The organism is Pseudovibrio sp. POLY-S9, from assembly GCF_001431305.1.
In the GTDB taxonomy this organism is placed as follows: Bacteria; Pseudomonadota; Alphaproteobacteria; order Rhizobiales; family Stappiaceae; genus Pseudovibrio.
This window is the reverse complement of the sequence record NZ_LCWX01000212.1, coordinates 39,033-52,154: the sequence shown is the minus strand read 5'-3', so window position 1 is coordinate 52,154 and position 13,122 is coordinate 39,033. Positions and strand designations below refer to the sequence as shown.

13 protein-coding genes are annotated in these 13,122 nt (G+C 52.1%); 7 read left to right on the top strand and 6 right to left on the bottom strand.

Translation table 11 applies throughout. The features are described from left to right. The 4 genes from PPL9_RS21215 to PPL9_RS21200 all read left to right on the top strand — a co-directional run. Nucleotides 1–1,237: ABC transporter substrate-binding protein (locus PPL9_RS21215; protein ID WP_057464586.1), on the top strand; the 1,237-nt coding region annotated here is incomplete at its 5' end. Nucleotides 1,238–1,309: 72 nt separating this feature from the next. Beyond that, nucleotides 1,310–2,218, top strand: coding sequence for a sugar ABC transporter permease (locus tag PPL9_RS21210; RefSeq protein ID WP_057464584.1), 909 nt, complete (start codon nt 1,310–1,312; stop codon nt 2,216–2,218). Continuing rightward, nucleotides 2,211–3,098: a carbohydrate ABC transporter permease gene (locus tag PPL9_RS21205; RefSeq protein ID WP_057464582.1), complete on the top strand. Its 888-nt coding sequence runs from the start codon at nt 2,211–2,213 to the stop codon at nt 3,096–3,098. Before PPL9_RS21210 ends, PPL9_RS21205 begins: the two co-directional genes overlap by 8 nt. Nucleotides 3,099–3,108: 10 nt before the next feature. Then, nucleotides 3,109–4,221, top strand: a complete 1,113-nt coding sequence (locus PPL9_RS21200; RefSeq protein WP_057464581.1) for an ABC transporter ATP-binding protein — start codon at nt 3,109–3,111, stop codon at nt 4,219–4,221. 483 nt (nt 4,222–4,704) lie between these two features. Here the strand turns inward: PPL9_RS21200 and PPL9_RS21195 are convergent, their stop codons facing one another. The 3 genes from PPL9_RS21195 to PPL9_RS21185 form a co-directional block, all read right to left on the bottom strand. Continuing rightward, entirely contained in the window at nt 4,705–5,868 is a 1,164-nt protein-coding gene (locus PPL9_RS21195) for a M20 aminoacylase family protein (RefSeq protein WP_057464580.1), read from the bottom strand. A gap of 76 nt (nt 5,869–5,944) precedes the next feature. Beyond that, nucleotides 5,945–7,507 (bottom strand): BCCT family transporter, encoded by a 1,563-nt coding sequence (locus PPL9_RS21190; protein ID WP_208980638.1) that lies wholly within the window; start codon nt 7,505–7,507, stop codon nt 5,945–5,947. 115 nt (nt 7,508–7,622) lie between these two features. Further along, nucleotides 7,623–8,789 carry a Xaa-Pro peptidase family protein gene (locus tag PPL9_RS21185; RefSeq protein ID WP_057464578.1) on the bottom strand — a complete coding sequence of 389 codons (1,167 nt, stop codon included), beginning with the start codon at nt 8,787–8,789 and terminating at the stop codon, nt 7,623–7,625. Between the two features lie 323 nt (nt 8,790–9,112). On the opposite strand from PPL9_RS21185, the gene PPL9_RS21180 reads away from it, so the two are divergent. The 3 genes from PPL9_RS21180 (at nt 9,113) to dpaL (ending at nt 11,480) form a co-directional block, all read left to right on the top strand. After that, entirely contained in the window at nt 9,113–9,811 is a 699-nt protein-coding gene (locus PPL9_RS21180; protein WP_057464576.1) for a PAS domain-containing protein, read from the top strand. A 5-nt stretch (nt 9,812–9,816) separates the two neighbouring features. After that, nucleotides 9,817–10,200 carry a RidA family protein gene (locus PPL9_RS21175; RefSeq protein ID WP_057464574.1) on the top strand — a complete coding sequence of 128 codons (384 nt, stop codon included), beginning with the start codon at nt 9,817–9,819 and terminating at the stop codon, nt 10,198–10,200. A 98-nt stretch (nt 10,201–10,298) separates the two neighbouring features. Next, nucleotides 10,299–11,480, top strand: coding sequence for a diaminopropionate ammonia-lyase (gene dpaL, locus PPL9_RS21170; protein WP_057464572.1), 1,182 nt, complete (start codon nt 10,299–10,301; stop codon nt 11,478–11,480). Nucleotides 11,481–11,526: 46 nt separating this feature from the next. Here dpaL and PPL9_RS21165 read toward each other — a convergent pair whose 3' ends face one another. The 3 genes from PPL9_RS21165 to PPL9_RS21155 all read right to left on the bottom strand — a co-directional run bounded on the left by PPL9_RS21165 (nt 11,527) and on the right by PPL9_RS21155 (nt 12,898). Continuing rightward, nucleotides 11,527–11,883 carry a RidA family protein gene (locus PPL9_RS21165; RefSeq protein ID WP_057464570.1) on the bottom strand — a complete coding sequence of 119 codons (357 nt, stop codon included), beginning with the start codon at nt 11,881–11,883 and terminating at the stop codon, nt 11,527–11,529. A 94-nt stretch (nt 11,884–11,977) separates the two neighbouring features. Continuing rightward, the gene (locus tag PPL9_RS21160) at nt 11,978–12,625 is read right to left on the bottom strand and encodes a DUF3726 domain-containing protein (protein ID WP_057464568.1); all 648 of its coding nucleotides are present in this window, start codon (nt 12,623–12,625) and stop codon (nt 11,978–11,980) included. Then, on the bottom strand, nt 12,626–12,898 hold the full coding sequence (locus PPL9_RS21155; protein ID WP_057464567.1) for a hypothetical protein: 273 nt from the start codon (nt 12,896–12,898) through the stop codon (nt 12,626–12,628). Between the last annotated feature and the right edge of the window lie 224 nt (nt 12,899–13,122).

Below are 13,122 nucleotides of genomic sequence, written 5' to 3'. Positions count from 1 at the left end.
GCGTCTCAGCTTGGTCGCACTTGCTGTTTTATTCGGTAGCATAACGGCACAAGCCGCACCAACCGCTGAAGTTCTGCATTTTTGGACATCAGGCGGAGAAGCACGTGCAGCCCTTTCGCTCAAACAGACGTTTGAGGCCCGCGGCGGCGTGTGGGATGATGCGCCCGTTGCTGGCGGAGGCGGCGATGCCATGGCAGCCGTTTTGCGTGCCCGTGCGCTGGCCCAAGTGCCGCCATCCGTTGCCCAGATCAAAGGCCAGAACATTCAGGAATGGGCAGAAATCGGCTCGCTTCAAGGGCTTAACACCATAGCACAGCAGCAAAACTGGGATGAGCTGCTTCCAGACCTTTTGAAAGAAACCGTTCAGTATCAGGGCGAATATGTTGCTGTGCCTTTGAACATCCACCGTGTGGACTGGATCTGGGCCAACCCCAAAGTGCTGGATAAGGTCGGCGTGACACCTCCGCAAACATGGGATGAGTTCAACGAGGTGGCTGACAAAATCAAGGCCGCTGGCATTATCCCGCTGGCCCATGGCGGACAGCCCTGGCAGGACGTAACCCTGTTTGAAGTGGTGCTGCTGGGGATCGGCGGAGCAGACTTTTACAAAAAGGTCTATCTGGATCTGAATCAGGACGCTTTGCGCTCAAAGACCATGATCAAGGTGTTTGACCAGATGCGCAAACTCAGCACCTATGTGGACCCGGGCGCTCCGGGCCGTGAGTGGAACCTTGCCACTGCCATGGTGATGCGCGGTGAAGCGGCCATGCAGATTATGGGCGACTGGGCCAAGGCCGAATTTCTGACAGCAGGCCTTAAGTACGGTGAAGACTTCATCTGTGTCTCGTCTCCCTCCAAAGGCGGTTACATCATCAATTCCGACAGTTTCGCCATGTTCAAAGTCTCAGACCCTGAGCAGCAAGCTGGACAGCAACTGATGGCCTCCATGCTGCTGGATGAAGAGGTGCAAAAGGACTTCAATCTGCTGAAGGGCTCTATTCCCGCCAGACTTGGCGTGAGCCTTGATGGCTTTGACGAGTGCGCCATGAAATCAAGCGAAGACCTTCTTCTCAATGAAGCGCGCAACACCGTGGTTGGCTCCATCGCCCACGAACTTGTGCAGTCCGGCGCCGTGCGTGGGGCTTTTCTGGATGTGGTCACAGAGCATTTCAATACGGATATGTCTTCGCAAGAGGCTGTCAATCAACTTGCCGAGACCGTAATCCTAGCAGATTGATTTCCCTCGGGCAGTCAGAGTAAAGCGTAGTTCCTGATAAGACCGCAGCACCCAGTGAGCAAAGAGAACCCTATGTCCAACCCCCAGCAGCGCAAGCAGATGTCTGTTCTCGACAGATTGCAGCGATATTTGCCGCAGCTGGTGGTAGCCCCGCCGTTCTTGCTCCTGGTGTTCTTTGTGTACGGCTTCATTGCATGGACGGGCTTCATCTCGCTCACCAACTCCCGCATGCTGCCCACCTTTGATTTTCAGGGAATTCAGCAATATGTGCGCCTGCTGGCCATGGACCGCTGGAACGTAGCTTTCCATAACCTCCTGATTTTCGGCAGTCTTTACATCCTGTTCTCAATCACCATTGGCTGCGTGCTGGCCGTTCTGCTGGACCAGCGTATCCGCGCTGAAGGCGCGCTGCGCACGATCTATCTGTATCCCATGGCGATCAGCTTCATTGTGACGGGTACAGCGTGGAAATGGATCCTGAACCCGTCCCTTGGCATTGAAAGCTACATGCAAAAACTGGGGTGGGAGAGCTTCCAGTTCGACTGGATCGTCAACCGCGACATGGCAATCTACGTGGTGGTGCTTGCTGCTGTGTGGCAGGCTTCGGGCTTTGTGATGGCCTTGTTCCTCTCGGCTCTGCGTACTGTCGATGAGGACATCATCCGCGCCGCGCATCTGGACGGCGCCAGCACCACCCGCATCTATTTCGGCATCATCCTGCCATCGTTGAGGCCTGTATTCCTCTCCGCCTTCGTCATTCTCGCACACTTGTCCATCAAGAGCTTCGACCTTGTGGTGGCGCTGACAAATGGCGGGCCGGGCTACTCCTCCACGTTGCCAGCCAACTTCATGTACGAGATGGCCTTCCGCCGCAACCAGATCGGCCTTGGGGCGGCTTCTGCCATGATGATGCTGGCCACCGTGGCCGCAATCATCGTGCCCTATCTGTATTCCGAGTTGAGGGCAAAGCGGCATGGCTGAACCCAAAACACTCCCCGGCGCCAACGGCAAGCGCCACCTGCTTGGCCGCATCTTCATCTGGACTTTGCTGCTCGCCGCTGCGGTTCTCTATCTGGGGCCGATCTACGTGGTGCTCTCCACCTCGCTGAAGGATCTTGCGGAAATCCGGGCCGGAGCTTTGCTGGACCTACCGCACGAGCTGAACTTCACCGCTTGGCGCGAAGCATGGTCCAGCGCCTGTATCGGTGTGCGCTGTGAGGGCTTGCGCCCGTACTTTCTCAACTCGGTGATCATGTCCGTGCCATCGGTAGCGATCTCAACCCTGATCGGTGCCTTAAGCGGCTATGCCCTGTCGCTCTTCCGCTTCCGCGGAGCCAACATCATCTTCGCCCTGATGCTGTTTGGCTGCTTCATCCCGTTCCAGATCGTCATCCTGCCCATGGCCCAAACCCTTGGTTATCTGGGCATCGCCAACTCCATCACTGGCTTGATCGTGGTGCACACCATCTACGGCATCAGTTTCACCACGCTGTTCTTCCGCAACTACTACGTCTCCGTTCCGCAGGAGCTGGTGCGGGCCGCCACCATGGACGGGGCAGGGTTCTTCCGCATCTTCTGGCACATCATGCTGCCGCTCTCTGTTCCCATCATCGTTGTCTCGGTCATCTGGCAGTTCACGCAGGTGTGGAACGAGTTCCTCTTTGGCGCCAGCTTCACCTCAGGCGGATCTCAGCCCGTGACAGTGGCGCTCAACAATCTCATCAACTCCACCACCAGCGTAAAACAGTACAACGTGGACATGGCAGCCGCGCTCATAGCCGCCGCGCCAACCCTCGTTGTCTACATCATTGCTGGGCGGTTCTTCGTACGCGGGCTCACCGCTGGCGCGGTCAAAGGCTAAAGGCTCATTTATGGCGACCATATCCATCGAACATGCGTCAAAATCCTTTGGCTCAACAGACGTCCTCCAGGACATTTTGCTTGATGTAAAAGATGGCGAATTCCTTGTCTTGCTCGGTGCCTCCGGCTGCGGAAAATCAACGCTGCTCAACATCATTGCAGGTCTGGAACCCATCGCAGACGGCACCATCCGACTGGATGGCGAAGTGGTCAACGACGTCCACCCCAAAAACCGCGATATCGCCATGGTGTTCCAGAGCTACGCGCTCTACCCAAACATGACAGTGGAACGCAACATCGCGTTCGGACTGGAAATGCGCAGGATCAGCAAGGCAGAGCGCAAAGCCACCGTCCGCGAAGTCGCCAGTATGCTGCAAATAGAGCACCTGCTTGCCCGCAAACCAGCGCAACTCTCCGGCGGGCAGCGCCAACGCGTCGCCATGGGTCGTGCCCTCGTGCGTCGCCCCAAGATCTTTCTGTTTGACGAACCGCTCTCCAACCTGGACGCCAAACTGCGCGGTGAAATGCGCACAGAGATCAAGAAACTCCACCAGTCTCTGAAGGCCACCATGGTCTATGTCACCCATGACCAGATCGAGGCCATGACGCTGGCAGACCGCATCGCCATCATGAAAGACGGCGTGATCCAGCAAATTGGAACGCCGCAAGAGATCTACAGCAAACCAGCGAACATGTATGTGGCAGGCTTCGTCGGCGCACCACCCATGAATTTTGTGGAAGTGGATCTGGTGAAGCAGGATGCTCAGCTCGGCGTCATCTTGTCAGCCGTCCTGAAAGGCGAGCCAAAAAACTACTTCCTTCTGCTCCCAAACTCAAAACAACTTGAAACACGCGAGAACACAAAAATCATCCTCGGACTGCGCCCCGAAATGATCACCCACAACACCTTCACGCAGAGCGCGAACCCGGAAATCGAATGCGACGTCGAGCTCCTGGAACCCACCGGCGCCGACACCCTCTGCCTCATCCGCCTAGCCAACCACCCCGCCAAAGCCCGCGTCTCTCCTTTGTTTGCGTGTGACCCAGGGGAGAGCATGACCTTCTCGGTGGACATGGGAAGGGTGTGTTTATTTGACGGGGAGAGTGAGGAGTTGATTGGGTAGGTAACTTTAATGAGCGACACCACAGTTAGATCGGAACTTCGCCAACATTCATGAGCTCTAACCATTAGGGGTATATGTTCTCTGTGCATACTGTTAAGAAATAAAACATGGAAAAAATTACAAACTACGCTGCAGGAAATACCAATATTATCAGAGATATGATGTATTGCAGGTTTGAGTTTTTTCCTCTCATGTGTTCCTCGAAAGCATAGCGTTTTATTCCCCTCTCTAGATCTGAAGTAAGCTTCAAGACCTTTATGATTGCAAGTCGCAATGCATGCTAAAATGGTTTCTGAATTAGGCCAAGCAATCATAAATCGCCCGCTGTGTTAACAAGCGCATCCATGAAGGTCACATAAGGTCTCTTATTTTTCCAAAGTGCACACCAACTTAATGATGCACTCTCGACCCAAAACCTCCCTGCTTCTCATTCTGGGGGGAAGGAAACAGGGAGGTTGAGTGGGAGCTGGTTGTGGCTGATAGTTAGGCGTTAGCTGGGAGTTGGTCTTTTACGAGTTCGGTCCAAAAGCGGGCGCCGGTCATAAGGATGTTGTCGTTGAAGTCGTAGAAGGGTTTGTGGAGGGCTGTGCCGCCTTTTTCGCCTACTTTTCCGTTGCCGACGAGAATGTAGCAACTTGGGACTTTGCGTTGCATGTACGAAAAATCCTCTGAAATTGTGAAGGGTGGAGCTTCACCATCTACGTTTTCTTCTCCGGCGATTGCTTTGGCAACGCGAACGGCAACAGCCGTTTCCTTTGGCGTGTTGATCGTGGAGAGGAATGTGTTGGTGAACTTATATTTGTATTCAACGCCGGCTGAAACACACTGACCAGCAGCCACTCTTTCGATGGCAGCTTCAATCTTTGCCAGCGCTTCATCAGTAAAGCAGCGGGTGTCGCCTTTGATAGTTGCGGACGATGGAATAACGTTGGTTGTGCCGTTGGTGGTGAACTCCGTCACCGAGATCACGGCAGGTTCATGAATTGAACTCAAATTACGGCTGGTGACCGTTTGCAGGGCCAATATGATCTGCGCGCCAACCACGATTGGGTCAGTACCCATGTGAGGCATTGCAGCGTGACCGCCTGTCGCGAGGATCTCGATTTCAAAGCCACTTTCCGATGCCATGATCGAGCCCGGATTGGTTACAAAATGGCCTTCCGGAACGCCCGGCAAGTTATGCATGGCGTAGATGGCATCCATCTTGAAGCGGTCAAACAGGCCATCTTCGATCATTGCTTTTGCGCCGACGCCGTGCTCTTCACCCGGCTGAAAGATGAAATAGACCGTACCATCGAAATTCTTATGCCTGGCGAGCTCATGAGCTGCGCCCAATAGCATGGTGGTGTGTCCGTCATGACCACACGCATGCATCATCCCATCGTTTTGGGATTTATAGGCGAAGTCATTTTCCTCGGTGATTTTGAGGGCGTCCATGTCTGCACGCAGGCCAATTGTGCGATCGCTATCACCGCATTTAAGCACGCCAACCAAGCCGGTGCGACCGATATTGCGGTGAACTTCAATGCCGAATTCTTCCAGCTTCTGGGCGATGAACTCGGATGTTTTCACTTCTTCAAAGCCAAATTCTGGCATTTGATGCAAGTGTTGGCGCCACGCAATGACTTGTTCTTCGATTTTGCTCATTGAAGTTCCCTTACCTCCTTTAAGAAACTTACAAGGAGGCAGCCCTGGAGCGGCTGCCTCTTCGCTTTATTTGTTTTTATTCGGCAGCTTGTTTGATTGCTGGCACGTCTTCTTCCGCTTGCTTTTCATCAGCAAATTCTTCACGGAACATCTTGAATGTACTGATCATTGCTATGAAGAGCACAAACATCAATGGCAGAGCGAAAATCAAACTGATGGACTGCAACAGATCGATACCAGATTTTGTTGCCAGCATCAGTGTCAAAGCCATAGCACCCTGTGCAATGGTCCACATAACCTTCTGCTTATTGCTTGGGTTCAGGGAACCATCTTCACTCATGGAGCTGAGTGTGAAGGTTGAGCTGTTCATGGATGTGATGAAGCAGGTGAACAGAGCGATCACAACACCAATGGAGATGACGGTACCGAGTGGGAAGTCTTCCAGTACGATGAAGGTTGCAGCTTTAGAAGACGCTGCTGCAGCTTCAAGCGCTTCTGGAGAGGCTTCAAGGCCGATTGTGCCGAAGAACGCAACCCAGAGGAAGATACCGAGGCATGGCAGGATCATGGATCCAAGGATGAACTCACGGACTGTCCGGCCTTTAGAGACACGTGCAATGAATGGACCAACAAACGGCGCCCAGGCAATTGCCCATGCGTAGTAGTAGATTGGCCAGCCACCGATCCACGAGGTTTCTTTATCAGCGGCAAAGGTTGGCAACATCAACGCATCAGTAAAGAAGTCGTTCATGTAGTTACCCATTGTATCAAAGTAAACATTGATCATCTGGGTGGTTGGGCCAAGCGCGCCGACGAGTACAATCAAACCAACAAGAAGGTAGGCGTTGTAATCGGAAAGGATCTTGATGCCTTTTTCAAGACCAGTGGTGGTGCACAAAATGGTGATGACTGTGATGGCACCCACAAGAATGATTTTTGTCAGAGGACCATCCGGCGTGCCAATCAGATAAGAGGAGCTGATGGACAGGGACAGGCCAGTTTGACCAAGAGAGGTAGAAATACCTGCGATGGCGCCAAACACACAAACCAGATTGATCAGTTTGCCCCAGCCACCATTTGCTTTATCACGGCCCCATGGGAGCAAAATGTTACTGATCAGGCCGCTTTCGCCTTTACGGTACATCAGATAACCGAGGATCAGACCAACCACAGAGAATGCAGCCCAGGCCTGAATGCCCTGGTGAATGAAGCTCTGCTTCATCGCAAACTCAGCTGCTGCCGGTGTTTGTGCAGCAATACCGGTTGTCTCTAACGGGTTCATGTAGTGGTAAACTGGTTCTGCAACACCCCAGTAGAGCATTACTGTACCCATACCAGCGGAAAACAGCATCGCAATCCAAGAGAACGTGCTGAATTCTGGCCTGGAATCGTCCGCTCCGAAGCGGATATTGCCGTATTTACTGAAGGCGAAGAAGAACATCACCATGACATAGGCAAAGGAGCCTGCCATATAGATCCAACCGAATTTATCGGTCAGATAGTTCATGGTGCTTACACCCACATTAAACAGCTGATCTGGGAACAGGATCCCTGACAGAACCACGACAACAATGAATGTCATCGTGCTGGCAAAGAGCATCTTACCTTGTTTTAGTTGTTGTACAGCTTGGTTACTCATAACTCTCCCCTGAGTTAACCGCTACAGCGCTAAGGATAAGCAATGCCGAAGCAAATTATCCTGACTGCATAGGAGGGAAGCCGTCTCCCTGCCCCGAGGGGACGGCTCATGCTTGTTATTTAATGATGATCATTTCCGGTGCAGCACGCTCAGTGAGCCACTCTGCGCCGTCTTCTGTGATGACGATGTTTTCCTCATGAACCATCTGCTTTCCTGGCGCGTAGTTCATGCCCGGTTCCAAAGTCAGAACCATGCCCGGCACAAGCAAAGTGTTGTCGGTTGCTGTGTGAGATGGGCGCTCTGTCAGCTCCATGCCAAGACCGTGGCCAATGCGGCCTACGTCATTACCAAGAGCACCGGCTGCTTCCAGTACACTCCACATTGCATTGTAGATGTCTGTGGTCGTGTTGCCCGGCTTGGCGGCTTCAAAGCCTTTGGTTGTTGCTTCCCATGTTGCGCGATAAGCAGCAAGCGTCTCTTCACTTGCAGAGCCAAACGCCCAGTTGCGGTCAAAATCTGAGAAGTAACCATCTCTGACTGCACCTGTGTCGATGATGAGAACATCACCGTCATTCAGCACGCGGTCTGTTGGGCCCATGATGATGCTGTCATAACCATCGGGACCGGACCCTGCGATAATGTAAGGGCACTCATCCGCACCTGCCGTGAGCATGTCAATTCTGAACTGCTTGCAGATTTCGCGCTCGGTTATTCCAGTTTTTGCGTAGTTTGGAATGAGGTCGAAGGCTTGATTGGTGATACGGCAGATTTGGCGGGTTTTGTTGATTTCAGCCGCAGACTTGATCTGGCGAAGATTGTGAATTGCAAGCGCTACGTCAACAAATTCTGACTCAACCTTGTCACGTAGTTCCAGGAAGTTGTTTGTTGGCATACGCAGGTAGGATTCAATCCCGAGCGTCGCACCGACACGACCATACTTTTTAGGAAGATCATTCATGACCTTGGCAACCAGAGAAATGCCATCGTCCTCAGGACATGGTGATGCCCAAGTACGGATATCATCGATCCATGTTGCCGCCATTCCAGTGGCGCCAATCTCTGGAATAACCGCGATTGGCTTGCCTTCAAGAGGCACAATCAGAAACCAAGGACGTGTTGGACTGTGCCAAAACTGAGTGAAGAAACCAGAAAAATAGCGGACATTGGGTTCTGTCGTGAAAAGGACAGCGTCCACTTTTTGCTCATGCATCACCTTTTGCAGGCGTGCTGTCCGGCTTTCAAATTCTGAAACTTCAAAGCCCCTCAAAGAAAACTCTGACATGATGTGCTCCCGTTTTATGACAGAGTGGCCGGACCCGAAATTGCAAATTTGTGAACGCAAATGGGTTCAACCAACCTTTGAGTTACATATTTAATACAATATCATTTCAGTCAACAATATTAGACTCCAATAGGCGTTCATACATATAAATTTCTAGATTTTCGTCCTCCCTAGTGGATAAAGTATCAGTACTACTACGCATTTCGGCTCAAAATTAGCTTTTACAGTTAAATGAAGTGAACTTTTCATTGCAAACACCGGGAAACGTGGTTACCAACACAAGGAACCTATTACGCATTCAGGCGAGCCTTGAGAAAACAGTTATGATTGACCTCAATGACTTCACAAATGTAGAATGTCTCTTTGAAGATGATGATGATCGTCTTGCAAACTACTTCCGCATTGCAGAGACAGTCGCGGATTTGATCGGACCACACTGTGAGGTTGTGGTGCATTCTCTCAAAAACCTTGAAACGTCTGTCGCCAAGATCGTCAACGGGCACATGACGGGCCGAACAATCGGATCTCCGATAACAGACCTCGGTTTGAAGATGCTGCGGGTTTATCAGGAGACAGGCAATCTGACGCCGAAAGCCTACTTCACACACAATGCTGAAGGGCAGTTGCTTAAGTCAGCAACGACCATAATTCTTGGTGCTTCAGGCAAACCAATCGGTTTGTTTTGCCTGAACATCAATCTATCCCTGCCCTTCTCAGAGATCATCAGCACGTTCACTCCAGATGCTGCTGAGGTTGCAGAAAAAACCACACCAGAGCGCTTCAGCACCAACTCAACTGAGGTCATTTTGGGTGCTCTGGAACAGGCGATCAAAGATGTGGAGGCAGACCCATCGGTGACACAGAAAGCCAAAAACAAGGCTGTCACCAGATTGCTTCTTGAACGCGACATCTTTGAGTTCAAAGAAGCAACTGTACTTGTGGCGGAAAATCTCGGGATCACGCGACACGCCATCTACAAGTACATCCGAGAATCAAAAACTCAGATCACTAGCAAAGAGTAAGTAGAATGAAAAAATTAGTTGCGACAGAAAACGCTCCAGCTGCAATCGGACCGTATTCTCAGGGAACTGTTTTGGAAAACCTTGTTTTCACTTCTGGTCAATTGCCGCTTGATCCAAAAACAATGGCCTTTCCTGAAGGTGGCATCACCGAGCAGGCCAGAATGTCACTCGCCAATTTAAAGGCCGTGCTGGAAGAAGCTGGTGCTGGCATCGACAGCGTGGTGAAAACCACATGCTTCCTCGCTAAAATGGAAGACTTTGCAGCGTTCAACGAAGTTTACACGGAAGTCTTTGGCACTGAAGGTGCACCTGCGCGCTCTTGCATTCAGGCGGGCCGCTTGCCGAAAGACGCGCTGGTTGAAGTCGAAGCAATCGCGTACGTCAAGTAAGCTGCACGACATTCCTATCGCTGCGCTCTGAGATAGAGGTCCCCACTCTCTTCGAGCGCAGCTCTCCTCCCCTTGCCCAAGCTGTTGAAGAGACCAAGATGCTTAAGATACGCAGCAATCGTTTCCGCACAGGTGAAACCAGTCCACTGTTCACGACTGAAGTTGCAGAGAAAACGCGTGAGTTTCATAGCCAGATCCAAGGTTATGAGCCAACTCCCCTCACTAGCCTTCCTGCCTTAGCTAAGGAACTGGGCGTCAAAGCAATTTATGTGAAGGATGAGTCCCATCGCTTCGGACTAAATGCCTTTAAGGTGCTTGGCGGCTCCTATGCCCTTGGCCGCTTGCTTGCGAAGAAGCTTGATCTCGATATTTCTGAGATCGACCTGCAGACTGTCTCGCAAAAGTTTGAGCGACCGATGGTCTTTACAACAGCAACTGCTGGCAACCATGGGACCGGTGTCGCATGGGCTGCGCGCGCTATGGGACAGAAGGCTGTTGTTTACATGCCCAAAGGCTCACCTCAGTCAGCTGTCGAGCGCATCCGAGGTTTGGGTGCAGATTGCATTGTGACCGATGTGAACTACGATGACACCGTTCGACTTGCGAATAAAACAGCGGAAGAGAACGGCTGGGAGCTTGTCCAGGACACTGCCTGGGATGGCTACGAAGAGATACCAACCTGGATCTCCCAGGGTTACATGACGATGGCTGGAGAAGCAGCTGACCAACTCGCCAAGCTGGACGATGCTCAACCAACTCACGTCATGCTTCAGGCTGGTGTCGGAGCCATGGCAGGTGGTGTTCTGGGCTATCTTGCAGATGCGTATGGGCCAGAGAACTTCAGATCTGTAATCAGCGAGCCACGCGCTGCAGACTGCCTCTATCAGTCTGTTTCCAGCGAAAATGGCGAGATGACGGCTGTTGAGGGTGACCTGACCTCCATTATGGCTGGTCTGGCCTGCGGCGAACCAAATCCGATCACTTGGCCAATCCTACGGGACTGTGGCGATCACTTCATCTCAGCCACAGATAATATTGCCGCAACTGGCATGCGGATTCTTGGCAATCCGCTCAAAGGTGATCCTGCGATCACTGGCGGCGAGTCCGGTGCTTTGAACATCGGCCTGCTTTATGCATTGAGGGCGAAAGAAGAGTATGCCGAACTGGCACAAAAAGCCGGCCTCAACGAAGAAAGTGTTGTGTTGATCTTCAACACGGAGGGCGACACCAATCCAGAACGATACAGAAAAATCGTCTGGGAAGGCGCCTTACCTCTTTAACCGCTTATGAACCCAAACAGGGCCGTTGCTCTGTTTGGGTCTTTCCTTAAAGCGCTGCGAGCACCAGAACCTCGATTTTGTAGTGAGGTTTTGCCATGCGGGCCTCGACACAAACTCGTGTTGGGGCTGCGTTGAGATCAGCGACCCACTCATCCCAGACATTATTCATCCCATCATATTCACGCATGTCTGCCAGCCAGATCTGGACGGAAAATACGTTTTCACGAGTTGTCCCTGCCTCAGCAAGCAAACTGTCAACTTTTGCGAAAACGTCTTTTGACTGTTCGGTGATGTCACCCTCAACCAGCTGAGACACCTGACCTGCCAAGTGAACGACATCATTGTGAATTGCTATGGCAGAAAAGCGCTTTGAACCGCCTAGTTTTCTGAGTTCTGAGCTCATTTTTACTCCAGTTTTCATCAGTCGGCGTGTTCATGCAAACACCTGACCTCTTGCATCGGTTTTCTTAATCTTGAGATTGAAGAGCGGCTGCTGATCAGTCGTTGTCTGTCAGGCCAGCACCAGCGCCACGCAGGCGGGATGCTTCTGTCGCCGGGGCGAAAGTTCGCTGTGCAAATACCCCAAGCCGGGCCCAACATGCATCCCCAACAACCGCTCTATGGATAGGTTTGCTTTGCGAGAGCATTTGTGCCGGAGCAGAACATTCAACCCGTTTGGCATGGGAGGATAAAATCGCCTCCGAGTTGCCCTGAACACAGAGTTCCTTACCATTGGTGACCATGCGCGTGCCTTCCCATTCCACAGCAACTGGCTGGCCAAGACGCAAGGCTGCACCAGATGCAAAAGGGACGACCAGCAATGGGTAATCAACTTCCAGCATTGTTATGATGTTGCCCAGCTCCATTTTGATCGCACAATCGCTCATCGCGGCGCCCGCAATGAGCGGGCTTAGCCTGCCTGCCGGAGCACGCCAAATGCCCTGAAGTGCCACCGGTGACAGGTCAACTGCTGGTAATCTGTCGTTCAGCTCTAAGAGTGAGACAAGCAAGTCTGGCCCAGGAAATCCAAAAGAGGCAAGCCAGCGCGTTCCTTTGGCAGCTTCCTCACACAAGCCCCATGGCAATCCGGCTCCACGAGAAGCGCGCTTGCACATCGCTTCGATTTCATTGAGAGAATAACTCATCTAGTTGCCCTTACGCAGTGCTGGATAGACCCAGAAATCATCGGTTTGTGACACCAACTCCTCCGGATAAGGCGCGTTCGCATACATGTTGATGCGCACCCAACGATCAGAGCGCGGATCGAATTGCACTGCACCGAAAAAGGCCAGTTTACATCTCAGCATATCGATAGGCAGGATATCACTGGCGATCGTGTTATCGCGGATTTCAGCATAGGGTGCCTGATTGACAATCTGAGCGCGGCGAACGATGTGACGGTATTCAGGATGCCTCAACAGAAACTGAGCGATGTTTTTGTCTTCTGGCCAGTGGCCCAGAGCATGATAAAGCGCAGCTGCATCTCGTCCGGGCGCTAAAGGCTGCTCGTAGAAAATGAGCTATATGTCCACGATGGAAGTATCCTGACCTATCCTTAGGGAACTGCAGCGATTGACCTTGCAGTAGAAATTCTGATCAAGCACTGTGGACACTCCCGTCGCATGAAAGATCTAACGGTCCT

Excerpts from the sequence above, each read along its gene's own strand:
- PPL9_RS21210 (WP_057464584.1), top strand. The coding sequence starts at position 1,310 with ATGTCCAACCCCCAGCAGCGCAAGCAGATGTCTGTTCTCGACAGATTG.
- PPL9_RS21205 (WP_057464582.1), top strand. The coding sequence starts at position 2,211 with ATGGCTGAACCCAAAACACTCCCCGGCGCCAACGGCAAGCGCCACCTG.
- PPL9_RS21200 (WP_057464581.1), top strand. The coding sequence starts at position 3,109 with ATGGCGACCATATCCATCGAACATGCGTCAAAATCCTTTGGCTCAACA.
- PPL9_RS21195 (WP_057464580.1), bottom strand. The coding sequence starts at position 5,868 with ATGAGCAAAATCGAAGAACAAGTCATTGCGTGGCGCCAACACTTGCAT.
- PPL9_RS21190 (WP_208980638.1), bottom strand. The coding sequence starts at position 7,507 with ATGAGTAACCAAGCTGTACAACAACTAAAACAAGGTAAGATGCTCTTT.
- PPL9_RS21185 (WP_057464578.1), bottom strand. The coding sequence starts at position 8,789 with ATGTCAGAGTTTTCTTTGAGGGGCTTTGAAGTTTCAGAATTTGAAAGC.
- PPL9_RS21180 (WP_057464576.1), top strand. The coding sequence starts at position 9,113 with ATGATTGACCTCAATGACTTCACAAATGTAGAATGTCTCTTTGAAGAT.
- PPL9_RS21175 (WP_057464574.1), top strand. The coding sequence starts at position 9,817 with ATGAAAAAATTAGTTGCGACAGAAAACGCTCCAGCTGCAATCGGACCG.
- dpaL (WP_057464572.1), top strand. The coding sequence starts at position 10,299 with ATGCTTAAGATACGCAGCAATCGTTTCCGCACAGGTGAAACCAGTCCA.
- PPL9_RS21165 (WP_057464570.1), bottom strand. The coding sequence starts at position 11,883 with ATGAGCTCAGAACTCAGAAAACTAGGCGGTTCAAAGCGCTTTTCTGCC.
- PPL9_RS21160 (WP_057464568.1), bottom strand. The coding sequence starts at position 12,625 with ATGAGTTATTCTCTCAATGAAATCGAAGCGATGTGCAAGCGCGCTTCT.